Raw genomic sequence first — 22184 nt, 5'->3', positions numbered from 1 at the left:
GAAACTGCCCCGCTTATGATTATGTGATTATGCTGCCGTCCCCACAGGAGCAGGCAACGGCAGGTAAGTAATGTCGCGGTAGCCGAAGGCCGCCGGGCCGACGACGTCGAGCGCGCGCGCACTGCGCAGCAATTCGTGACAGGGGATGGCGATCACGGCGACGCGCTGGCCGTAGCGCAGCATTTCGGTGGTGATTGGATAACCCGTATCGACATCCAGCAGGACGATCAGATCGGGCACGCAGACCTCGACCTTGCCGTCCCGGCGGAAGATCAGGAATTCGTTCTGGATCGCCACGTTCGCCGTCTGACCGATGCAATCGTCAAAGCCCGCAAGCTCCATGTCGCCCACGGCAAAGCCGCCACGCAGATGGCGCTTCAGATCGGTGATCTTGCCGTTGAAGATGCGTCGCCCGCCCTCAAGCGCACAAACTGCCGCGATCGGATCTTCCTGCGCTTTGCGCGCGCGGATCACCGCTTCGCCGAGCGCGATCGCCTTGGTGTAGCTTTTCTGAATGCCATATTGATGGACGTAGTGCGCCTGCATCGGCGCCGTCGCGAGCATGGCGCCGCCGCCCTGGGCCACGACGCAGGCGCGCGCCATGCGCTCGTGCCAGACCTCGGACACCGCATGGCTGAAGATCACGGCATTCCCGTGCAGATCGCACATCACCGAGGGCGTAGAGCTGTGACCATAGATCGAGAAGGTGGTCATCTGCATTTCGGGAAAGGCCCGACCCATGCCGTCGCAATCGAGGACCGGCAGCCCACCGAGCGCCGCCGTGACCAGCGGGTTCATCGCATTCGAACCGCCGATCTCCTCGCAGACGATGGCATCGATCGGCGTGCGGATCAGCTCTTCCATCGCGCGCAGGCAGCGCAGCCCCTCGCGCCCTTCGCGGATACGCTCCACGCCGACGACCGGGGCGCCGATGCCGCCGATGGACATGCATAGCGCATCCGCCTCGATACTGTCGGTGGCAAGAACCTTCATCTCGTAACCGGCCTTCATCGCCTCAAGGGCGAGAAGCTTGCCCTGATACGGATTGCCGCCACCGCCGGTGCCGAGAATGCCGGCGCCGATCTCCAGCGCATCGAGGTCTTCCGGCGTCAGTATGCGCAGGACGGCGTCGTCATATTTCAGCTTGCGCGTCTCAGGCATGATCGCCTCCCATTTCTCCGACGACTTTGACGTGGATGCGCGTGGCGTTGCCGGGCAGATAGGCAAGCGGCATGTCCTCGCGCTCGATGACCTCAAGCGTCTCGGCAAGCGCCCCCGCAGCGATCGCTTTCTCACGCGCTTCCGCTTCCGCTTCTGCGAGCGCGCTTTCGCGCGTGCGTCCGTCGATCAGCGAGAAAACGCGGTCCGTTTCACCGCTGATCTGCGCGATAGCGGCGCCGACGGCATTCGCCACGGCGAAATTCTCAGGCCGGATCACCTCCAATTCACCGATACGGTCGGGCATGAGGATGGAACCGCCGCCCACGGCGATCACCGGCACGGGCGTCGATGAGATGCGGCTGCGCTCGACGCAGGCTTCGAGCATCGCATTGATCTTCGCGACGGCCGTATCGACCAGTACCTTGTCGAGGTTTGCGACCAGCGCCCTGTCACCCACATCGGCCTTGCCGGAGGCGACGGCGATATCGGTCGCGGTCAGCGTCGTGCCGCCGAAGCAGAGGGCTTCCTTGCGAACGCGGTAGCCCACCGACTTCGGTCCCACGGTCAGGCCGGCGTCGCCTCTGACGACCAGCGAGCCGCCGCCCAAGCCGATCGAGAACACATCGGGCATCCGGAAGTTCGTGCGCACGCCGCCGATATCGACCGTAGTCGAGGCCTGGCGCGGGAAGCCGTGCGAAAGCGAGCCGACATCCGAGGTGGTGCCGCCGACATCGACGACAACGGCATCCTTGATACCGGTCAGGAATGCCGCACCCCGCATCGAGTTGGTCGGGCCGGAGGCGAAGGTCAGGACCGGGAAACCGCGCACGACATCGGCGGCCATCAGCGTGCCGTCGTTCTGCGTAATATAGAACGGGCACGGTATCCCCGCCGTCTCCAGGGCCTTGCCGAATGCCGCCACGGTGCGATCCGCGAGCGACAGGAGGCTGGCGTTCATGATCGTCGCGCTCTCGCGGGCGATCAGGCCGTGGCGACCGATATCCTTTGACATCACGACCGGCAGACCGGGGCAATGCTGTTGCAAGATCTCCTTGGCGCGGAGTTCCATGGCGTCGTTGATGCCACTGAAGACGCAGGTGACAGCCGCCGCCTTCAGACCCTTGGCACGGATGTCGCCCGCGATCCGGACAATGGCGTCCTCGTCCAGTGGCGAGAGTTCGCGCCCGTCGAATTCATAGCCGCCTTTCACCTGATACCCATGATTGCCGACGATCTCGCGAAGGTCGTCGGGCCAGTCGACCATCGGCGGCAGGCCGGCCCCCGACGGCAGGCTCAGGCGAATCGCCGCGACTTCGTCCATGTGACGCCGCTCGATCACCGCATTGGTAAAATGCGTCGTACCGATCATGACAGCCGCAATCCGCGCCCGGTCGATGCCGGACGCTTCGATCACCTTTTCGAGTGCTTCGATCACGCCCGACGTCACGTCTTCGGTCGTCGAGGCCTTGACCCCCGCCAACACAGTCTTTCCATTCAGTACGACAGCGTCCGTATTGGTGCCGCCGACGTCAATTCCAACGCGATACACGTCAGGCTCCTCTTCGATCAATCTATGGTTTTCACGAGGAAGCGCATGCGCTCTTCCTGGGTCACGACGGGTTTCTGGCGCTCCTCCTCGTCGGTGACGACGGGGATCGCGGCGATCAGCGCGCGGGTGTAAGGATGGTTCGGCTCGGCAAAGACCTCGGACGTCGGCCCCTCCTCCACGATCTCGCCCCGCAGCATGATCGCAATGCGCGAGCAGAAATTCCGCATCAGCGAAAGGTCGTGCGAGATCATCAGGTAGGTGAGACCGAGATCCCGGCGCAATTGCAGGAGCAGCTCGATCACCGTCTTCTGCACCGAGACATCGAGGGCGGCGGTGGGCTCGTCCAGGATCAGGATCTTCGGCTCGGCCGCAAGAGCGCGCGCGATGGCCACACGCTGCTTCTGGCCGCCTGAAAGTTCGTGCGGATACTTCGCAAGATAGGATTGCGGCAGACGGACAAGGCCCATCAACTCGCTCATCCGCGCCTCGCGTGCTGGCCCATCCATGCCGATGGATCTCAGCGGCAGGGCAAGTGTTTGCTTCACCGTGCGCTTCGGGTTGAGCGAGGTACCGGGATTCTGGTAGACGATCTGGGTCAACCGTTTGCCATGCCCCGGCGCGGGGGCATCAATGGTGACGCTTCCAGAGGTCGGGCGCGACAGGCCCATGATGATGCGAGCCACCGAGGTTTTGCCCGAGCCGGATTCGCCGGCAAGCCCGAAAATTTCGCCCTCGCGCAGCGTCAGGTTCACATCGCGCACGGCGTGGAAGCCGGGACGCCTGCCATAGATCTTGTTCAACGCCTCGACCTTGACGATGGGAGCGCGATCGCTTTGCGGCAGGTCGGTGACGCGCCGGCCATAAAGCGGCGGCACCGCCTCGAGGAGCGCCTTGGTGTAGGGCTGTTTCGGACTGTGCAGAATCTCGGTGCAAGGACCGGCCTCGACGATATCGCCATGATGCATGACCACGACCCGGTCCGCGACCTTGCGCACGACGCCGAGATTGTGGGTGATCATCAGGAGAGCCATGTTCTCCTCGACGACCAGCTGGTTGATAAGGTTCAGGATCTCGTCCTGCGTGGTCACGTCGAGCGCCGTGCCGGGTTCGTCGGCAATCAAGAGCTTCGGCTGATGCAGCAGCGCAAGCCCGATCAATACGCGCTGACGCATGCCGCCCGACAGTTCCGACGGATAGGCGTTCATCACGCGCTCGCCGTCGGCAAGCTGAACCCGACGCAGCACCGCCGCGATACGTAGGCGGCGATCCGCCCTAGACGAAACCACGCCATCGCGCTTATCGGCGAAGCGCATGACGTCATCGAGATGCGTGCCGATCTTGAACACCGGATTGAAGGACGAAAGCGGGTCCTGCATGATCAGCGAGAACGCCGTACCCTTCAGCGCTTCGCGCTCGGATCGAGGCATGGTCAGCACGTTGCGCCCCGCAACCGCGATCGTGCCCGAGCTGATCGTCGCATTCTTCGGTAGAGTGCCGATGATCGCCTTCGCGGTTACCGATTTGCCCGATCCGGTTTCCCCGATCAGCGCGACGCGCTCTCCGGCGGCAACGGTGAAGCCCACATCACGCAGGACCTGCCGGGTACGGCCGTAGGTGGTGAAGGAGACGTTGAGGGCCTCGACCTTCAGAAGCGGTTCGGCCATGGGCTCAGCTCTCCACATCGAACATATCGCGTAGGCCATCGCCGAGAAGATTGAACCCGAGCGTCACATAAAGCACGGCCACACCGGGGCAAAGGACTTCCCACCAGTAATCGGGCATGAACTGCCGCCCATCGGCGACCATGGAGCCAAGGTCGGGTGTTGGTGGCTTGACGCCGAAACCGAGAAAGCTGAGCGTCGCGCCGAACAGGATCACGAAGGCCGCATCCAGCGTCGTCTTCACCGAAATCACCGCGACGCAATTCGGCAGGATCTCGCGAAACAGGATGTGCATCGGACCGGCGCCGGCAAGACGGGCGGCTTCGATGAAGTCTTCGGAGGCAATCGATTTGGAGACCGAATAGATCAGCCGCGCGTGCCACGTCCACCACAGAAGCGTGATTGCGATCATCGCATTCATCAGCGTCGGCTCGAGCAGATTGGACACAGCAAGCGCCATCACCAGAGGCGGCATCGCCAGCATCACATTTGTCAGCCCGGTGATGATCTTCTCGACCCAGCCGCCGAAGTAGCCCGCGATCAGGCCGAGCACGGTGCCTATCGGCACCGAAATGCCAAGCACGCCAATCACGAGAAGAAGCGAGACGCGAAGGCCAAAGACCGTCCGCGAGAAAATATCGCGGCCCGCCTTGTCCGTGCCGAACCAATGCGTCAGGTCCGGCGGCATGTGCCGCGCACGGAAATCGACGACCGCACCCACATGCTTCGGATAGGGCGTCAGCCACGGCGCGAAAACCGCCAGTACGGCGACCGAAATCAGCATCAACGTGCCGATCACCGCAGCCGGATTGCGGCTGAAGCGATACCACATCATATAACCGTCGCTCAGTCCCCGATCGGAAGCATCGAGCATATTCATATCGGCCATCAGCGTGCCTCCCTGCGGCGCAGGCGCGGGTCGATGACTGAGATCAGGACGTCCACGATCAGGTTCGCAACGATGAAGAACAGCCCCGCCACCAGCACCACGGCGGTGATCGCATTCAGATCCTTCTGAAGGATTGCTGTTAGCCCATAGGAGGCGAAGCCACCCCAGGCGAAGACCATTTCGATCACAAAGGCATTGCCGATCAGCGACGCGAATTCGAGGCCCATGATCGTCAGCGGCGCGATGGAGGAGAGCTTGAGCAAATAGCGAAAGATGATGACGCGTTCCGGCACGCCGAAGCTTTGCAGCGTCAGGACATGATCCTTGCGCTGGTTCTCGATCATCGACGAGCGGGTGATCCGGGTGATCTGCCCGATACCCGCCATGGACAGCGCGAAGGCCGGCAGCACCAGGTGTTGCAGCGCGTTCAGCATGACGTCGAAACGTCCCGCCAGCAGCCCGTCAAGCAACAGGAAACCCGTGGGGCCGCCTTGCCAGTTCAATGTATGATCGATCCTGCCGATGATCGGCCAGCCGGGAAGGTAACGCGCCGCCAGCAATTGCAGGCTGATCGCAAACAGAAAACTTGGAATCGTTACCCCGGTCAGGGACAGGACACGCCCGATATGATCCCAGGCGCGATCGCGGTAATGCGCGGTGATGACGCCCAGCGGAATAGCGACCACAAACATGAAGATCACGGAGACGAGCACCAGCTCCACGGTCGCTGGAACAGTCTGGGCGAGGTCGGTCGTGACCGGACGCTGCGAAACGAGCGACATTCCGAGATCGCCGTGCAGGGCGTTGCGCACATAGTCGAGATATTGCAGCACCATCGGCTGATTGAGGCCCATCTGAAGACGCAGCGTATCGACCTGTTCCTGCGTCGCGGCCGGCCCGAGCGCCATGCGCGCGGGATCGCCCGGCACGACGCGCGCCAGCAGAAAGATCATGATGGACAGGGCGATCATGACCAGCACGAACGTGCCGATCCGAGTGAGGATCGCGACCAACGGATGTTGCTGCATCGCTAGGGGTGCCTTGTTGACCAGCTGCGTAGGGACACAAGCATTTCCCTCAACGCCTCTGCAGGCAACCTCACAAAGGTATAGTTTTTTAGCAGTATGGTATAGGTTTTTGTGCGACAGTGATCTATCGGACCATCATGAGCATGTTTTTGCCGCGCCCTCATCTCTGTTGCCGCATTGCCGATGAAACCGCGGGTGTGATCTTCCTGCGCGCGCCCGCCGGCGCTGGAAAAACCGTCCTGTTGCGTATGGTTGCGGAGATGTTGGGCAAGCGTGTCTGCTCATTGCAGCAGCCCCGGCTGGATGACGTCGAGGACGGATGGCTTTTGTGGGATGTGCCGGTCTCCGCGAGATCGGCACGGCTTTCCGCTCAGGTTCTGGACACTGCCCAATCCGTCGTGATCGCGTGCCGTCCGGATCAGCGCATCAGTGGATTGGCGCGGCAGATCCTCTACCGTCGCTCCGCCACATTCGATGCGATCGACATGACTTTAACCGAGGGCGAGCTGCGCGAGCTGCCTTGCGAGCAGGCAAGCCTCATGCGCGACGGATATGCGGGTTGGCCTGCCTTTCTGCCCCTGGTATCTGCCCCGAATGAAAGGCTGTGCATCGACTACCTGCGAGAGACTTTTCTCAGCCATCTGCCGCCCGGGCAGACGACTGCTCTCTCGATCTGGCTCGAGGCCTCCTTGCCCGCGCCGACTGGAGACTGGACGGAGATGCTGCCGCCGTTTCTGACGGCGAACCCGGAAAAACATCCGGACCTTTTGCGGCTTCTTGCCATCGCCGTGCGCGAACGACTGGCGACATTCGAGACCGAGGGAGCGGTGATAGAGGTCGCATCGGCATACGAGCGGGCGGGACGATCGCTTGCGGCCATGGCCCTGCTCATCGACCACGGGCACGAGGCCCATGCGGCGCAGATCCTCGAACGCGCTCACGGCCGGGACCTGATCTATCGCAGCAGCCTGAACAGGTTTCGGGATATCGTCCTGCGCTTCTCACAGGAGATGATCGCGACCAACGAAACGGTGCTCTTTGCCGTCACACGAACGCTTCTGAAGCAGGGCGAATTGCAGCGCGTGCGCCATCTCCTGAGCCGGCATCTCGGCTCCGACTATCTGGACCCCTTGAAGGTCCTGGCGCGCGGATCACGATTTTCCTTCGCCGCCCGGACCTTCAGGCTCAATCTGATGATTGCCGAGGACCTGACGCCGAGCGATGCGATGATCACCCGCCTTGGCGAGTTCATGGCGGATTATCCGATGGGCGACCACGGCAAATGGGCGGCGTACTACAATGCGCTTCTCGAGTTCGAGATCCGCCGCCGCAACTTTCGCGAGGCGGAGGCCGCAGCCGCCCGCGCCCTGATCTATCTGCGCCAACTAAGCGGACAGCCGCTGCTCGAATTCTTCATTCATCTGCATCAGATCGTGCTGTGCCTGATGAGCGGCGACGCACTGTTCGCCAGACAAGCCGCACGGGAAGCGCGGAGCAAGCTGGAACAGGTTCCACATGAGGCGGAAGCGGAGTTCCGAATGCTGCGTCTGGCGGAGGCCTGCATCGCCTATGAAACGGGGCGTTCGCGCGATCTTCTGGATTTTGTCCAGACGGAATTCGAACAGTTCGCCGCCGCGGAGATCTGGCCGAGCCTGATGCAGTTCGCACTTCACTACGCCTCGCAGGTTTTAGCCGACCATTTCCCAATGGCGATCCGGCCCGGCTTCCTGGACGGGCTATGGATCCATCTGTCGGAGGGGCTGCAGTTTCACGCGATGATGGAGATCCGCACCGCCATCGCTTATCAGAACGCCAATCGCTGGGGCGATGCGGCCGCCACGCTTTCAGCCGTGCGCATGCGGATCGGGCGCAACTGGGTCGAAAGTGCGACCGAGGAACTGACACGTCTGAGCCGACGCGATGAGATTTCCTATGCCATGGCGTGGTTGCGCGATGCCGTACGCCTTTCGACGCCCCGCGCCTATCTCTCGCGCCAGATCGATGCTCTTATCGCCAACCCGCAGGTTACGAACCGGGAAAAAGTGGCGCTGCAGCTGTGGCGGAGTTACGCCGCGCACCAGCGCCGCGACAATGCCGCAGCGCGCGCGCATATCCTGTCCGCGCTCGAAAGCGCGACTCGGCTTGGATGCAATGGCGTATTGTCCGAGGAGCGGATCTTCCTGGCGCCTCTTTTGAAAAACCGGCGCATCCGAAGCTTCATCGAAACTTTCTCCGATGTCCGAACCGCGCTTTCCATCTTCTCTACCTCGGTGAATTCACCACAGGCCCGCGCATTGCAGGGCGGCTTGTCACAGCGCGAAGCGCAGATGCTGCAACTGATCGCCGGTGGACTGTCGAACAAGCGCATCGCCCAAACGCTCAACATTTCCGAGGTGACGGTGAAATTCCATCTCGGCAATCTTTTCAGAAAGCTGGGGTGCAGCCGTCGCGCCGAAGCGCTTCGCGCAGCGACGGCTCTTGGCTGGCTCTAGCGAAGGAAAACTAAACCGCAGGCCTGCTATACGCGCTCGCTCCACAAGCTTCCGCCACGCCTTGAAACGGTCGAGGGCTAGCGCTTCATCGCCGATGAGCCCGCCGCCTTCACAGGTGCGGCTTCGCTCGAACAAACAAATCAAACCGCGGCGTCACTCGACTATCTCGGGCTCATTCTCATAACGACTCTTCGAACTGCATTGTCCTGCAAATTCGCTATAAGGCATCTGCTCGAACAAATCAGGAGACATCATGGAAACCGTGGAAATCAGCAATCGCAGCGACTTCGCTCTTTGGACGATCCAGCGCGCGCAGGAAATCGTGACGGGAGAAGGCGCTGCTTTGGCGATGGCCGCTCGCGGCATGAATGAGGAAGAGCTGTCGAAGAGCGCGGCCGCTCTTGGCAAGGCCATCAGCGATGCGATGGTTGAAGTCTTTGATGGTCTGATGATTGGGTAATCTCAAAAAGAGTTCCGTAGCGTTACCCAGCCTCGTCTTCGGAGTGAATATAGACCTGCAGCGTATAGCCGATATGCTCGGTCATCAGCACCCTTGCGCGTTCGATATCGCGGTCGAGCGCCGCTTCCATCAGCGCCGTATGATGCTCCATCGCCATCGCGTCGCGCAAAGCGGCGACCGCCTTTTCGTAGCCGACCGTCAGGCCTGCGGCAGCGCGCTGCGTCGGCGCCAGGCCGAGGAAGCGGTGGTGGCGGCGGAGCTGGTCGGAAATCGTGCTTTGGAAGCGTTGCAGCCAGTTCGATGATGCCGCGCTGATCAGCGCGGCGTGAAAGGCCGTATGCCTCTCGTCCCATTCGTCCGCCATCTCCTCGGAAGCGGCATCGGGGACGATCTTGCAGCGCGACAGGCGGTAGTGAGCGGTAACGACAGCGGATTCCCAGTCCGGGCCACCCTTCGCGATCGATTCCAGCAGCAATGGCAGTTCGACGACCATGCGCGCCCGCATCAGGTCTTCCAGTTCCGCGCGCGACACCGGCGCGACGGCAAAGCCGCGATTGCTGACCGCGGTGACAAGCTTCTCGGCCTCTAGCCGCGACAGTGCCTCGCGCAAAGGGGTCCAGCCGACACCATAGGCATCCCGCAAGACACTGAGCTTCAACGACGCGCCGGGCCTGAGCTTCGTGTTGAGAATATCCCGCCGTAGCAGCCAATAGGCCGCTTCCGTCTTGGTCAATGAGTCCTTGTCCTGCATGGCGTTCGTCCCGGTCATCCGAGTCCTGAAATTATATATAAAATGGCTCTGATGTAAAAATATATATCAAAGGTTCTGATGGTGCATATCATATATCAGAAATTGACAGAGACACGGCAGGCGCTATGATCCGCCGCAACAAGGCCGATTAAACGCGGCTGCTCACAACATCCGGGAGGGAAATCATGCGCAAAACCACGTCCAAATGGCTGTCCGGGCTCGTTCTTGCGAGCGCTTTCATGGCGAGCGTCGCGACTGCGACCGCCGAGCCGATCAAGATCGCCATCGCCAATTTCGGCGAACATCCGCAGCTCAACGCCTCGATCGCCGGCTTCAAGAAGGCACTGGCCGATAATGGTTTCGTTGAGGGCAAGGATGTCGTCTACACCGAAAGCAACACCAGCTTCGACGCTTCGCTGGTGCCGCAGATGATCGCCAAGCTGCAATCCGATCATCCGAAGCTGATGTACACCGTCACCACGCCGGTCTCGCAGATCGCCAAAAAGGCGCTGGCAGGCTCGGGTATCCCGATCGTGTTCTCGGCCGTGACCGACCCGGTCGCCGCCAAGCTGGTTCCGTCCTGGGATGCCGGCGACGAGGGCATTACCGGCGCATCCGACCTGCAGGATATCGCTGCCATCATGACCTTCACCAAGAAGCTGCTGCCGAATGCCAAGCGCTTCGGCCTGCCCTACAATCCGGGCGAAGCCAACGACGTCGCCCTGCTTGAGAAGGTCAAGGAAGCAGCACCTGCCGCCGGCTTCGAAGTAGTTCCCGTTGGCGTCGACAGCGTCAACGACATTCAGCAGCGCATCGCATCGCTGGCCGGCAAGGCCGACGTGATCTACACGCCCGCCTCCAACCTCTTGCAGCCGGCGATCACCGCCGTTTCCGCGGCGGCTCGTCAGGCGCAAATCCCGATCGTCAATTCGGATGACGCCGCCGTTCGCAGCGGTATCGTACCGGCAAGCTTCGCGGTCAATTACGAGCAGGTCGGCGAAAATGCCGGCAAGATAGCCGCGCAGATCCTGAAGGGCGCGGATCCGAAGACGATCGCCCCGGTGCGCCCGGCCTATGCGGACCATGCGCCGCTGATCAACAAGACGGTTCTGAAGGCTTTCGGCGCAGAAGTGCCGGCCGGACTTGCCGATTGCAATTGCTTCGTCAACTGACAAGCGGCATCTTCGACTGATAATTCAGCAGATATGGCGGCGTGGCCAACGCCGCCATTTTGCAAGCTTATACCGCAGGGGAGGCACGGATGCTGGACATCAAATCCGCGCGCAAAGTTTTCTACAAGGGTCTGCCGGACGAGAAGGTCGCGCTCGACGGCCTCACCCTGTCGCTCAAATCAGGCGAATTCGGCGTGGTCATCGGCTCGAACGGTGCCGGCAAGAGCAGCATGCTCAACGCCATTTCCGGCGCGCTCAGCCTCGATTCCGGCCAGATCATCATCAATGGCGACGACGTCACCGGCACGCCGGTGCACAAGCGCGCGGCACGCCTCGCCCGCGTCTTCCAGGACCCGATGAAGGGCACCGCCGCCAGCATGACGGTCGCCGAAAACATGCTGCTTGCGGAACTGCGCGGCAAGAAGCGCGCCCTGCGCCCCGGTCTCAATGCATCTAGGCTTGCCACCTATAGGGAACGGCTGTCGGTTCTCGGCCTCGGCATGGAAAACCGGCTGGATACGAAGGTGGAGCTACTGTCCGGCGGCCAGCGGCAATCGCTGTCGCTGATCATGGCGGTCGGCGGTTCACCGGATGTCCTGCTGCTCGACGAACATACGGCGGCACTTGATCCGCGCACCGCCGGTATCGTCATGCAGGCGACAGTGCGCACCGTCGAGGCGCTGAAGCTGACGACGCTGATGGTGACGCACAACATGCAGCACGCCGTCGATTTCGGCGACAGTATCATCATGCTCGACGCCGGCCGCGTTCATCTCGAGATCACCGGCGAGGGAAAGCGCCGGATCACCGTGCCCGAGCTGATCGGTCATTTCGCCGTCAAGACCGACCGCATGCTGCTGGTGAGCTGATATCATGGATTTCATTCAGACAACCGTTTCGAGTTTCATTTCGCTGATCCCGGTGACGCTGGCGCAGAGCTTTATCTTGAGCTTCGTCGTGCTCGGCATCATGATCCCTTTCCGCATGCTGAGCTTTCCGGATCTGACCAGCGAAGGCGCCTTTCCGCTTGGCGGCTGCATCTGCGGCATCTTGCTTGCGGCAGGCGTGACGCCGCCGCTCGCGATCGTCGCCGCCTTCGCCGTTGGGCTCGCGGCTGGCTGCTGCACGGCCTTCATCCATCTGCGCTTCCGCATCCATACACTGCTCGCCGGCATCCTGATGTCGACCATGCTCTACAGCATCAATCTCGGCATCATGGGCAAGTCGAACCTCTCGGTCTTCGGCGCACCAACCGTTTTCGACTGGGTGCCGTTGACGCAGCCGGGCTTTCCGGCGAGCAAGATCATCGTCGCCGGCGTCATTGCTCTTATCGTCCTCATTGCCCTCAACCTCTATTTCAAGACGGAGAAGGGCACGGCTATGCGCGCCGTCGGCGCCAATCCCGACATGGCCGAGGCGCAGGGCATCAACGTCTGGGCCGCGACCATCGGCGGCGTCGGTCTTGCCAGCGCTTTTTCCGCCACCAGCGGTGCGCTGATGGTGCAGTCGCAGGGCTTTGCCGACGTCAACATGGGCATCGGCATCCTCATCAACGGCCTGGCCGCGCTGATGATCGGCGAGGCTTTCACCGGCAAGCAATCCGTGTTGCGTCAACTGCTCGCGCCCTTCGTCGGCTCGATCATCTACTACCAGCTGGTGTCGCTCTGCCTTGCCGCCGGCCTGCCGCCATCGAACCTGAAGCTCGCCACCGGCCTGTTCGTGCTCATCATGCTGGCGCTGCCGAGCATCCGCCGCAGCCGTGGCGGTGCACCCTCCAGGGAAACCATTCGCGAATAAAGAGGCCGATACCATGGACAGCCTTCCCGATCTCGCCGCCATCGAGGCCATGGACGAGGCCGATCCGCTGCGCTTCTTTCGCAGCCGCTTCGCCCTGCCCCACGGCGTCATCTATCTCGACGGCAACTCTCTTGGCGCCGCCTCGCATGATGTCTTCACGGAACTCAAGCAGGCGATGATGGAGGAATGGGGCAACGGCCTCATTCGCAGCTGGAACAGCGCCGGCTGGTTCCAACTGCCGCTCGAACTCGGCGACCGCATCGGCCGGCTAATTGGCGCAGCCCCGGGGCAGACCGTGGTTGCCGACTCCACTTCAATCAATATCTACAAGGCCCTGCATGCGGCTTTGGCGATGCGCCCCGACCGTAACGTCATCGTTGCCGAAGGCGATAGTTTCCCGACTGACCTCTATATGGCCGAAGGTGTCACTTCCACGCGGCCGGGCACGACGCTTCGCCTCGAAGGCCGGGATGCCGACGATATCGAGAGCCTGATCGACGATCAGGTAGCCGTCGTCCTCGTCAACCACGTCAACTACAAGACGGGCGCGCTGCGCGACATGGCGGCGCTGACGCGCAGGATTCACGAGGCCGGCGCGCTGGTCATCTGGGATCTCTGCCACAGCGCCGGCGCGTTGCCGGTCGATCTTGATGGTAGCGATGCCGATTTCGCGGTCGGCTGCACCTATAAATATCTGAATGGCGGTCCCGGCGCGCCGGCCTTCATTTATGCCGCGCACCGCCATCATGGCTCAATCGTCCAGCCACTCAGCGGCTGGTGGAGCCATGCCCGGCCTTTCGCCTTCGAGCAGGGTTTTGCCGAAGGCGATGGCATCAAGCGCTTCCTTTGCGGCACGCCGCCGGTCCTGTCGCTGCGGGCATTGAAAGGCGCGCTTAGCATCTGGGACGAGGTCGATCTAAACATGTTGCGTCAGAAGAGCATCGCGCTCAGCGATCTCTTTATCCGTCTGGTGGAAGCCAAATGCGGCCAATATGGCGTCGTGCTGGACACCACGCGCGACAGCGAACAACGCGGTAGCCAGGTCTCCTTCACCCATGACAACGGCTATGAAGTGATGCAGGCGTTGATCGAGCGCGGCGTCATCGGCGATTTCCGCGCGCCTTCGACCCTGCGCTTCGGTTTCACGCCGCTTTACGTCAGCTACCGCGATGTCTGGCAGGCGGCGGGCGTGCTGGAAGATATTCTGAGCAGCGGATCATGGCAGGAAGCGCGCTTTGTCGTGCGCTCCGCTGTGACCTAACAGCGGATGGGTGTTTGCAGGAGCCAGGAGATCGGGCGATGAGCTATTTCAGGATCACCGATTGGGACGTTGCCTATACCAACGGTGCCTATGTCGTTGATGGAGACCGCTGGCCGGCGGCCTGGGTGGAACCGGCACAGGCCTTCCGCGACAGCATGACTACCAGCGGGCGAGCCAAGCTCGACCTTGCCTACGGTCCGAGCCCGCGCAATCGCTTCGACCTCTTCCTCCCTTCGGAAAAACCGAAGGGGTTGGTTGTCTTTGTCCATGGCGGCTACTGGCTGCAACTGGACAAGAGCTATTCGTCACATCTGGCCGCAGGCGCCGTTGCCAGCGGCTACGCCGTCGCCATGCCCTCCTACACGCTTTGCCCGGAGATGCGCATCAGCGGCATCGCGAAGGAGATCGCGGCCGCAATTGGTGCCGCGGCCGACATGATCGATGGTCCGTTGATCCTCACCGGGCATTCGGCCGGCGGCCAGCTCGCCACCCGCATGGTCACCACCATCTCTCCGCTTTCACCATCCGTACAGCCCCGCATCCGCCATGTGCTGTCCATCTCGGGCCTGCACGATCTGCGCCCGATCATGAAGCGAGCCATGAACCAGCAACTGCGCATCGATGCTGCGGAAGCCATGGCCGAGAGCCCAGCGCTGCTGGAACCGATGGACAATCTCCGGCTCACCTGTTGGGTCGGTGGCGCGGAACGCTCCGAATTCGTCCGTCAGAACGCCCTGCTTGCCAATATCTGGACCGGTCTCGGCGCGGCAACCTCTGTGGTCATCGAGCCGGACCGCAACCATTTCACCATCTTGGACGGCCTTGCCGATCCGGCGCATCCGTTGACACGAGCCCTGCTCTCCGACTGATCGGAAGGAGGGACTATGCCTTTACAGGTGCGTTGATCGCCCAGGTGACGCCGAAGGGATCGCGAAGCTGGCCCCAGCGATCGCCCCAAAACATCACCTGCGGTTCCATGACGACCTCCGCTCCAGCCTCGACGGCACGCTTCCACCAGGGATCGAGGTCGTCGACCAGCAGTTGCAGCGAGAAAGCCTGCGGCTTTTCCACTCCAAAGCCATGTTCGGGATAGAAATCGCCGAGCATCAGAGAGCTGCCGTTGACATAGAGATGAATATGCATCGTCCGGCCCTGCTCATCGGCCGGATACATAAAGGCACGCTCGGCTCCGAAGGCGCGCTCGTAGAATTCGGCCGCCTTCACGGCGCCATCCACCATCACATAGGCCACCAGGCCACCCTTGGCCGGGATATTGGGCTTCGATGATTGTTCTGTGTCGGTCATGATCGTCTCCTCGGAACAGGTTTGAAGATTGCACCCATCGACGGGCTGTCCCAAGGACGACTGCCGATCACGTTTTCCGACAGGCGAAGCCAAATATTTTTCATTTGATGATTTCGTGGCAAAACACTTTGCATCCGAATGAAAGGCGAGAAGCATATGGACCGACCGCGAACAGTGTTGCTCTCCCTATGCCTGCTGGCCACGACGACCCAGAATTGTTCGGCAACCGAAACCGTCTATCGGGGGATAGAGGACGACAGGACGAACGGCGTGAAACACGGTCTGTTCGAAATCAGGTAAGAGGCGAGGCAATTCATCGCCACGGAAAATCTGTCTCGTGGCACCCATTGGGAGGTGCTTGACCTAAACCTGAAGATTCAGGTGGACGCTGCATTTCCATTGGTTACGGCTCTTTCCAAATTGTCGCTTTTCCTTGCTCTGGCTCTATGGCTTAAGTCGCGCAAGACATTCGAAGAAGAGGTTTATTCGTGAGAAGACGGCGTTCGATATATCAGGGCGCAATAGCCCTGCTGGTGTTGCTCACCTTTTGGCATATCCCGGCAACGGCGCAGGATGGACAGTCACCGATCACCGTTATCGACGTGGCCAATCGCAGGGTGACGGTCAACGCGCCGGTCAAACGCATCTTGCTCGGGGAGGGCCGGCAACTCTATCTGATCGCCTCATTGGAGCCCAAGGACCCGCTGTCACGTATCGTTGCCTGGCGTAATGATCTGATCCAGGCCGATCCGGGAACCTATGCCCAGTATCTCGAGGTTTTTCCCGACCTTGCGAAACTGCCGACTTTTTCGGGGCAGGAAGGCAGTCTGATCGACATCGAATCGGCCATCATCCGCAAACCCGACGTTGTTCTCCTCAACATCGAGGCCATGCGTGCCAATGAGGATGCCCAATATGTCGAGAAGCTCGCATCCCTGGGCATCCCGGTACTTTATGTCGATTTTCGCCACCATCCGCTCGAAAACACAGAGCGGACTATTCGCTTGCTGGGCGAAATCATGGATCGCAAGGAGCGCGCCGAGGAAATCATTGCCTTCCGCCGGCAAGCAGTCGCACGCGTCACCGACGTGCTCGACAAGGTGAAACCGGATCGCCCGCGCGTGTTCGTTGAGCGTATCGGCGGCTATTCGGACGATTGCTGCCTGTCCTTCGGCGCGGAAAACTTCGGCAGATATGTCGAAGTGGCAGGCGGTCACAATATCGGCAGCGACTTTTTGCCGACGACCTTCGGCCAGATCAATCCCGAGCAGGTCATTGTGTCAGACCCGCAGCACGTCGTTGTCAGCAGCTCCGATTGGCAAGCCTATGCTCCGGGCGGTCACTGGATTCCACTCGGTCCGGGTGCCGATCCCGAGATGCTGCGGAAAAAGCTCGAATGGTATTTGACGCGCGATGCCTATACCGGGACCCAGGCGCAAAAGACCCGCAATTTTCACGGCATATGGCACCAGTTCTACAACAGCCCGTATGAATTCGTCGCCATTCAGCAGCTGGCGAAGTGGTTTCACCCGGATCTTTTCGCCGATCTGGATCCCGACGCGACCTTTGCGGAATATCATAGGCGTTTTCTGCCCATCGCCTACAAGCCGGGCTATAGCGTCAGCCTGACGACAAAAACGCCATAAATAAACGATCGGAGAAACAGACGGAAATCCCTGTTTCTCCAAAGCTCAATGGCCGCCGGGTTCGACCCGCATATTTCCCGACCCCAAAGCAAAAACGGCGCGCCTGCCATGGATGAGCAGGCGCGCCGATAATCATGGTGGCGATTTAGGAAATCCCGGTTCCTAGAAATCGGTTGTCATCGACAGCTTCACGGTCAAGGGTGCGCCTTGCGAGATTGTGCCGAAGCTTGCAACGCCCGACCAATAATCCTTGTTGAAAAGGTTCTCGACCGAGGCACGGAAGGTCACAGGCCGATCCTCGATCGTGGTCGCATAACGGGCGCCGAGATCGAACCTTGTCCAGGACGGAAGTTCAGTCTTGTTGGCTGTGTCGGCAAACTGTTCATCCGTGAAGATGACATTGGCGGCAAGCGTCAGCCCTTCCACGAACGACGTATCCCATTCGGCGCCGAGATTGGCCTGGATCGTGGGGACGCCGATCGGAGTGTTGCCGGCGGTTGCGGCATTGTTGGTCTTCGTCAGTTCGCCGTCGATGAAGGCGACCCCGCCGAGAAGCCTAATGTCGGAGGTGACTTCGCCGGTGGCATTGATCTCGAGACCGCGGTTACGCTGGTCCCCGCCGGCGACGAAGACCAGATCAGAACCCCGGCTTTCAAGCTGCCCGAAGGGTTTCTCGATCTGGAAGACAGCCGCGCTGAGCATGACCCTGCCAAGGTCGAACTTTGCGCCGATTTCATACTGCTTCGTTCGATAGGGCGCCAAGGTCTCACCGGCATTGATCGCATTTGCCGGCGCCGTGTCGCCGACGCCGAGACCTTCGATATAATTGGCGTAGAGCGATACGTTTTCCCATGGCTTGACCACGAGACCGATGAGCGGCGTGACCGCGGTTTCATCGGATGACGACGTGACCGCGCCCGTTGCATTGAAATTCTTCGAATCGATCGACTGGAAGCGGCCACCGACCGTCAACTGCACGCGTTCGTCTAGGATCGAGAGCGTATCCGATAGTGCAATGCCGGACAGGGTGCTTTCCGATGCCCTCCCGACGCTACTCGGCGCTAGCACATACTGTTCGGGGCGCAGCACCGGATTGTAGATGTTGGTCCGCTGCGCCGTACCCGAAACGGAGGCTCGATCCAAGGTCTGGCGCAGATAAGTGGCCTGCAAGGTCACGGCGTGCGAGACCGGGCCAGTATCGAACTTCGCGCGGACGCCGGTTTCGGCGGTTACTCTCTCGACGTCGAACACGAAGTTCTGCGGCGTGACGCTGACATCGCCGTTCGAATTCAGAAGACTTGGCGTGCCGAACAGCCTTGCGACATGGGAGCGTCCTCCCCCGACCGCACCAAAAATCGTGACCGTATCGCTGAGGTCATATTCGGCGCGCGTCATCAAGGAGAGATCCCTGCTGCGTGACCATTCCCATGGCTCCTGAATATTCAGCCGGCCGTCGGGCGCATTCGGAAGCGTAAGCCCCGCCACCGGGAAGAAGGGCCGCTGCGGCGCATCGAGATGCTGTTTCTGGCCGATGACGTCGACGCTGGCGCGGAAATTCTCCCCCTCGTAATCTAGGGCGAGCGCGCCGACATAGGCTTCCTGTTTCTGATCGTCGAGCGGGGTATTTCCGCCACGCACACTGCCATTGAAGCGCAAGCCGAATTGCCGCTCGTCACCGAAGCGGCGGGCAAAATCGAGGTGCGTGCCGCCTTGCAGGTCGGAGGCATATTCCGTGGTCACCCGCGTCAGGTCTTTATCCGGCGCGCGCTTGGGCACGATATTAATCGCGCCGCCGACGCCGCTGTTCGGAGAAATGCCGTAGATCAGGGCGCTTGGCCCCTTCAGTACCTCCACTCGCTCCACATAATCCGTGAAGACGCGATAGGTCGGCGCGACGCCGTAGAGACCGTCGAAAGCGACCTCGCCGAAGTTGCCTTCGTTGACCGGGAAGCCGCGGATATAGAAGGAATCGACCATACCGCCGGTCGCATGCGTGTTTCTGACGGACGGATCGCTCGCAACCACGTCGGCAACGGTGTTTGCTTGCCGGTTCTCGATCGTCTCGGCCGTATAATTCGTCGTGCTGAAAGGCGTGTCCATGACGTCGCGGTTGCCGAGCATCCCCACACGGCCACCTTTTGCGACCTGTCCGCCCGGATATTCCTCCGGTAGAGAGGATTCACCGCCCGATGCCTTGACGACGATCGGCTGCAACTCAGTCGCGTCCTGCGCCGCTGCCGGGCCGCACACCCCAGCAACCAGCAAGGACAGAAGTCCAATGCGCTTCTTCACATATACCCCCTTGAATTCGCCGAGAACGCGAGTTCATTGATCCCCACACGCGATGCCAGGGAGCTATATAATATGATTTATTTAGTCAAGATAAATTGGCTCAAAGCGAGCAACGCAGATATGACAATGGAGTTATTAACATTAGGGATTTCAGACATATAGCCGGCGATCGGAGCCAATCAGTGCACCCAACCGCGCATAGAAATCCGGCATCAGGGAGCAGGCGCCATAACTGGCGATGCGGCTATGAGCCAAACTTCGTGAACCGTATCGAGGTATAAATCTCCGGAAAAACTTCCTGCATAACCTCGCGTTCTGCGGCGGATGCCTCGGACGATACGGCGACCGGATTGCGCGGGCTGACGTAATTGAACAGCAAGTCATGGTCACCGCCTGTCTCAAGCTTGACCCCGCTGTTGAACTGGCTGAAGCCGTATTGGCACTCCGCATAGGTGACCGCATATCGGCCGGGCGCGATGGGTCTGAACGACCGGGCGTAAGGCGTGGCGTTCGCCGCCCTTTGCGCGGCAGCTACATCACGGTAAGCGGAAGCTCGCTGAAACTGCTTTCCTGGCGCGATGTAGTGCCACTAGGCGCTTGGCCCGCCGCAATGGTAATGGATGATGCTGAGAATCGATCACATATCGGAATGAACGGATGAATCTAAAATATATAAACTACCTGGCAGTTGGCGCTTGCGCCCTGTTCCTTGCAAATACTGAATTTGCCGTTGCTGCATCAAAATGTAAGTTTGGCGAGACCCAGAGGGACAAGATCGTCAACGGCATGAGTTACGACCGGGTTGTAAAAATTTTGGGCTGCAAGGAAGAGCGGTCCGGTTCGGGTGAGTATACTTTTTATGATTGGAAATCGACCGTGCCACGCCGACCCAACGATGATCCCTTGACCTATCCGGGGATATCGGCAGGCGTCAGAGACAACAAGCTGTTCATGGTCACCCGCTATTGATGCCGGAACAGGGAGGTCACGGGCGGAAGGAGCACAATTTATGGTAGCCGGCCTCCGTGTCGTTTTGTGAGTTTACGCTTCTATCAACAGCGCGTTTTCCCGAGTTTTCCAGTTCAGCGGTTGAGGGCTCCGGACGCAACGTCAATGAAGGGCACTGAGTACATGCAGACAAAGAGGGAACCATCCTCATTGTATTCCGTACGTACCTGCAGGCCGCTTTTCATCCATTGGTCCCATTCAACAATGCCGTCATCTTCCTCGGTCCGGAGAGGCGTCCCGAACCCTCGTAAAGCTTCGTGACGGTTGTGAATTGGGCCGGGGCTGAAAGGGAAAGGACCGACATAGGCCTTACGCACCTTGTTGGCGTTGCCGTGGGCAAAGATGGCTGACAAGATCGCTTTGCCATCATTCTTGGGCGCTCCGAACCTGCTTTTGTAGTCAGTATGAAAATAGAAGGCGAGCTCAATACCCAACGAATTTAGCTCGCAATGCCCAGTGCCGGCGCCGCGCTGCACCCGCCCCGGCATCACAGAGATGTCGAATCCGACAGACGCCAACAGGTCGGCCAGTTCCCTGTTTTGTTCGGAGGAACCCAGATACGGTAAAAGCTTATCGAGGGTCATATGTTCTCAGCACATTTGCGATTGAAAAGAATTCGATGATTGATTGAAAAATTATCCACACTGGTGAGTTATGCCCACCATGATGATCAGACACGCAAATCTTGCCGTGTCCTGCGGCATCTATAGTCGCAGTACGGAAGATTGTGGTTACCCTCGGTGGCCCGAGGTTTCGGACAAGCTTTTCGCTCCATTGAACGGACGATATGACATTTCCGACAGCCATGAAAGAAAGTGACGTGCGGCCTCGGTCTGGCGACGCCGTTTGGGAATGACAACGAAATATGCGTTCCGCGTCTTTACCGTCGCTTCCGTGACCCGGACCAACCGACCTTGAAGCAGGAGATCCTCGACAAGATGTCTCCAGCCCAGGGCGATACCCTGTCCGTTCAGGGCCGCGTAGATGGCCTCGGTGTAGAAGCTGCATCGCAATCCGAGTGTCTTTTTCGGCATTTCGACCGAAAACGCGGCCAGAAACTCGCTCCAACCGGTCCATGTCGGATCATCTGTCGCATTTGAAATCAGGGGATGGCCGATCAGATCCGATATGTTTTCGATATTGCCAGCGGCATTCGCGAAATCAGGGCTGCAAATCGGAAAAATCTCGTCTTCGAACAGCATCTCGGCCACGCCGTCGGACCACATACCGCTACCGAAGCGGATCGCCATGTCGAAGTCACTCGACTCGATATTCGGCATCGTGTCCTGGCTGACTATGCGCAGACTGATCTCAGGATGCCGCTTGGAAAACTCCGAAATTCTCGGCAACAGCCAGAAATGTGAAAATCCCACGGAAGCAGCGATGGTGAGCTCCGTGACGTGATCCTCTTTCGTGACCTCCAGAACGGACGCCGCAATGAGATCGAAAGCATCCTGCGCAGCCGTTGCCAGCGTCTTGCCTTTTTCGGTCAGTTCAATCTTTCTGTGAAGTCTTACGAAAAGCGGAAAGCCAAGCAGCTCTTCCAATAGGTGGATTTGCCGACTTATGGCTGCCTGGGTAACACCAAGCTCACTGGCCGCCTTGGTAAAACTGGCGAGCCGGGCCGCTGCCTCGAACGAGGTCAGAGCAGTAAGTGGGGGAAGTTTTCGCCTCAGCGCCACCGTTGGATGTCCTTGTTTTCGTCATATGGT

The 22184-nt window shown here is 60.2% G+C and carries 19 protein-coding genes; 9 read left to right on the top strand and 10 right to left on the bottom strand.

The window, feature by feature from the left end; all coding sequences use genetic code 11:
* Positions 1-27: 27 nt before the first annotated feature.
* From EX00_RS25105 to EX00_RS25085, 5 genes are read right to left on the bottom strand one after another with little or no spacing between them, the layout of a single operon-like run.
* Positions 28-1161, bottom strand: coding sequence for a DUF917 domain-containing protein (locus EX00_RS25105; RefSeq protein WP_047464118.1), 1134 nt, complete (start codon positions 1159-1161; stop codon positions 28-30).
* Positions 1154-2710 (bottom strand): hydantoinase/oxoprolinase N-terminal domain-containing protein, encoded by a 1557-nt coding sequence (locus EX00_RS25100; protein WP_047464511.1) that lies wholly within the window; start codon positions 2708-2710, stop codon positions 1154-1156. The genes EX00_RS25105 and EX00_RS25100 overlap by 8 nt, the downstream gene beginning before the upstream one ends.
* Positions 2711-2727: 17 nt before the next feature.
* Entirely contained in the window at positions 2728-4374 is a 1647-nt protein-coding gene (locus EX00_RS25095; RefSeq protein ID WP_047464117.1) for an ATP-binding cassette domain-containing protein, read from the bottom strand.
* Between the two features lie 4 nt (positions 4375-4378).
* Positions 4379-5260, bottom strand: a complete 882-nt coding sequence (locus tag EX00_RS25090; RefSeq protein WP_047464116.1) for an ABC transporter permease — start codon at positions 5258-5260, stop codon at positions 4379-4381.
* Positions 5260-6288 carry an ABC transporter permease gene (locus EX00_RS25085; RefSeq protein ID WP_047464115.1) on the bottom strand — a complete coding sequence of 343 codons (1029 nt, stop codon included), beginning with the start codon at positions 6286-6288 and terminating at the stop codon, positions 5260-5262. Before EX00_RS25085 ends, EX00_RS25090 begins: the two co-directional genes overlap by 1 nt.
* Before the next feature lie 137 nt (positions 6289-6425).
* Between EX00_RS25085 and EX00_RS25080 the strand changes: the two genes are divergently transcribed.
* Entirely contained in the window at positions 6426-8780 is a 2355-nt protein-coding gene (locus tag EX00_RS25080; protein ID WP_047464510.1) for a helix-turn-helix transcriptional regulator, read from the top strand.
* Positions 8781-9033: 253 nt separating this feature from the next.
* Positions 9034-9240 carry a hypothetical protein gene (locus EX00_RS25075; RefSeq protein WP_047464114.1) on the top strand — a complete coding sequence of 69 codons (207 nt, stop codon included), beginning with the start codon at positions 9034-9036 and terminating at the stop codon, positions 9238-9240.
* Between the two features lie 22 nt (positions 9241-9262).
* On the opposite strand, the gene EX00_RS25070 is transcribed toward EX00_RS25075, so the two are convergent.
* Positions 9263-9991: a GntR family transcriptional regulator gene (locus EX00_RS25070; RefSeq protein ID WP_047464508.1), complete on the bottom strand. Its 729-nt coding sequence runs from the start codon at positions 9989-9991 to the stop codon at positions 9263-9265.
* A 185-nt stretch (positions 9992-10176) separates the two neighbouring features.
* Between EX00_RS25070 and EX00_RS25065 the strand changes: the two genes are divergently transcribed.
* The 5 genes from EX00_RS25065 to EX00_RS25045 all read left to right on the top strand — a co-directional run bounded on the left by EX00_RS25065 (position 10177) and on the right by EX00_RS25045 (position 15090).
* Positions 10177-11163, top strand: a complete 987-nt coding sequence (locus EX00_RS25065; RefSeq protein ID WP_047464113.1) for an ABC transporter substrate-binding protein — start codon at positions 10177-10179, stop codon at positions 11161-11163.
* Positions 11164-11252: 89 nt separating this feature from the next.
* Positions 11253-12032: an ABC transporter ATP-binding protein gene (locus EX00_RS25060; RefSeq protein ID WP_047464112.1), complete on the top strand. Its 780-nt coding sequence runs from the start codon at positions 11253-11255 to the stop codon at positions 12030-12032.
* 4 nt (positions 12033-12036) lie between these two features.
* Positions 12037-12960 (top strand): ABC transporter permease, encoded by a 924-nt coding sequence (locus EX00_RS25055; protein WP_047464111.1) that lies wholly within the window; start codon positions 12037-12039, stop codon positions 12958-12960.
* Between the two features lie 13 nt (positions 12961-12973).
* Positions 12974-14221 carry a kynureninase gene (kynU, locus tag EX00_RS25050; protein ID WP_047464110.1) on the top strand — a complete coding sequence of 416 codons (1248 nt, stop codon included), beginning with the start codon at positions 12974-12976 and terminating at the stop codon, positions 14219-14221.
* A gap of 38 nt (positions 14222-14259) precedes the next feature.
* Complete coding sequence (locus EX00_RS25045) at positions 14260-15090, top strand: alpha/beta hydrolase (protein WP_047464109.1); 831 nt, start codon at positions 14260-14262, stop codon at positions 15088-15090.
* A gap of 13 nt (positions 15091-15103) precedes the next feature.
* Here the strand turns inward: EX00_RS25045 and EX00_RS25040 are convergent, their stop codons facing one another.
* Positions 15104-15526 carry a VOC family protein gene (locus EX00_RS25040; RefSeq protein WP_047464506.1) on the bottom strand — a complete coding sequence of 141 codons (423 nt, stop codon included), beginning with the start codon at positions 15524-15526 and terminating at the stop codon, positions 15104-15106.
* Between the two features lie 488 nt (positions 15527-16014).
* Between EX00_RS25040 and EX00_RS25035 the strand changes: the two genes are divergently transcribed.
* A complete protein-coding gene (locus EX00_RS25035) occupies positions 16015-17172 on the top strand; it encodes an ABC transporter substrate-binding protein (RefSeq protein ID WP_047464108.1) in 1158 nt (385 codons plus the stop codon).
* A 162-nt stretch (positions 17173-17334) separates the two neighbouring features.
* Here the strand turns inward: EX00_RS25035 and EX00_RS25030 are convergent, their stop codons facing one another.
* Entirely contained in the window at positions 17335-19464 is a 2130-nt protein-coding gene (locus tag EX00_RS25030) for a TonB-dependent receptor (RefSeq protein ID WP_047464107.1), read from the bottom strand.
* A 657-nt stretch (positions 19465-20121) separates the two neighbouring features.
* Between EX00_RS25030 and EX00_RS25020 the strand changes: the two genes are divergently transcribed.
* Complete coding sequence (locus EX00_RS25020) at positions 20122-20433, top strand: hypothetical protein (protein WP_047464106.1); 312 nt, start codon at positions 20122-20124, stop codon at positions 20431-20433.
* Positions 20434-20546: 113 nt separating this feature from the next.
* On the opposite strand, the gene EX00_RS25015 is transcribed toward EX00_RS25020, so the two are convergent.
* Both EX00_RS25015 and EX00_RS25010 read right to left on the bottom strand, forming a co-directional pair.
* Positions 20547-21056 (bottom strand): hypothetical protein, encoded by a 510-nt coding sequence (locus EX00_RS25015; protein WP_047464105.1) that lies wholly within the window; start codon positions 21054-21056, stop codon positions 20547-20549.
* Positions 21057-21203: 147 nt separating this feature from the next.
* Positions 21204-22154: a LysR substrate-binding domain-containing protein gene (locus EX00_RS25010; protein ID WP_052210950.1), complete on the bottom strand. Its 951-nt coding sequence runs from the start codon at positions 22152-22154 to the stop codon at positions 21204-21206.
* Between the last annotated feature and the right edge of the window lie 30 nt (positions 22155-22184).

The sequence above is a fragment of the Martinezella rhizogenes genome (genome assembly GCF_000799715.1).
Lineage (GTDB): Bacteria > Pseudomonadota > Alphaproteobacteria > Rhizobiales > Rhizobiaceae > Rhizobium > Rhizobium rhizogenes_C.
The sequence above is the reverse complement of the archived record's forward strand: the minus strand, read 5'-3'. Positions and strand labels throughout refer to the sequence as shown.

Bases quoted from the DNA above. Each gene is read 5' to 3' on its own strand.
- EX00_RS25045 (WP_047464109.1), top strand. From the start codon at position 14,260: ATGAGCTATTTCAGGATCACCGATTGGGACGTTGCCTATACCAACGGT.
- EX00_RS25095 (WP_047464117.1), bottom strand. From the start codon at position 4,374: ATGGCCGAACCGCTTCTGAAGGTCGAGGCCCTCAACGTCTCCTTCACC.
- EX00_RS25055 (WP_047464111.1), top strand. From the start codon at position 12,037: ATGGATTTCATTCAGACAACCGTTTCGAGTTTCATTTCGCTGATCCCG.
- EX00_RS25075 (WP_047464114.1), top strand. From the start codon at position 9,034: ATGGAAACCGTGGAAATCAGCAATCGCAGCGACTTCGCTCTTTGGACG.
- EX00_RS25020 (WP_047464106.1), top strand. From the start codon at position 20,122: ATGAATCTAAAATATATAAACTACCTGGCAGTTGGCGCTTGCGCCCTG.
- EX00_RS25105 (WP_047464118.1), bottom strand. From the start codon at position 1,161: ATGCCTGAGACGCGCAAGCTGAAATATGACGACGCCGTCCTGCGCATA.
- EX00_RS25065 (WP_047464113.1), top strand. From the start codon at position 10,177: ATGCGCAAAACCACGTCCAAATGGCTGTCCGGGCTCGTTCTTGCGAGC.
- EX00_RS25070 (WP_047464508.1), bottom strand. From the start codon at position 9,991: ATGCAGGACAAGGACTCATTGACCAAGACGGAAGCGGCCTATTGGCTG.
- EX00_RS25080 (WP_047464510.1), top strand. From the start codon at position 6,426: ATGAGCATGTTTTTGCCGCGCCCTCATCTCTGTTGCCGCATTGCCGAT.
- EX00_RS25040 (WP_047464506.1), bottom strand. From the start codon at position 15,526: ATGACCGACACAGAACAATCATCGAAGCCCAATATCCCGGCCAAGGGT.
- EX00_RS25085 (WP_047464115.1), bottom strand. From the start codon at position 6,288: ATGCAGCAACATCCGTTGGTCGCGATCCTCACTCGGATCGGCACGTTC.
- EX00_RS25015 (WP_047464105.1), bottom strand. From the start codon at position 21,056: ATGACCCTCGATAAGCTTTTACCGTATCTGGGTTCCTCCGAACAAAAC.
- kynU (WP_047464110.1), top strand. From the start codon at position 12,974: ATGGACAGCCTTCCCGATCTCGCCGCCATCGAGGCCATGGACGAGGCC.
- EX00_RS25090 (WP_047464116.1), bottom strand. From the start codon at position 5,260: ATGGCCGATATGAATATGCTCGATGCTTCCGATCGGGGACTGAGCGAC.
- EX00_RS25060 (WP_047464112.1), top strand. From the start codon at position 11,253: ATGCTGGACATCAAATCCGCGCGCAAAGTTTTCTACAAGGGTCTGCCG.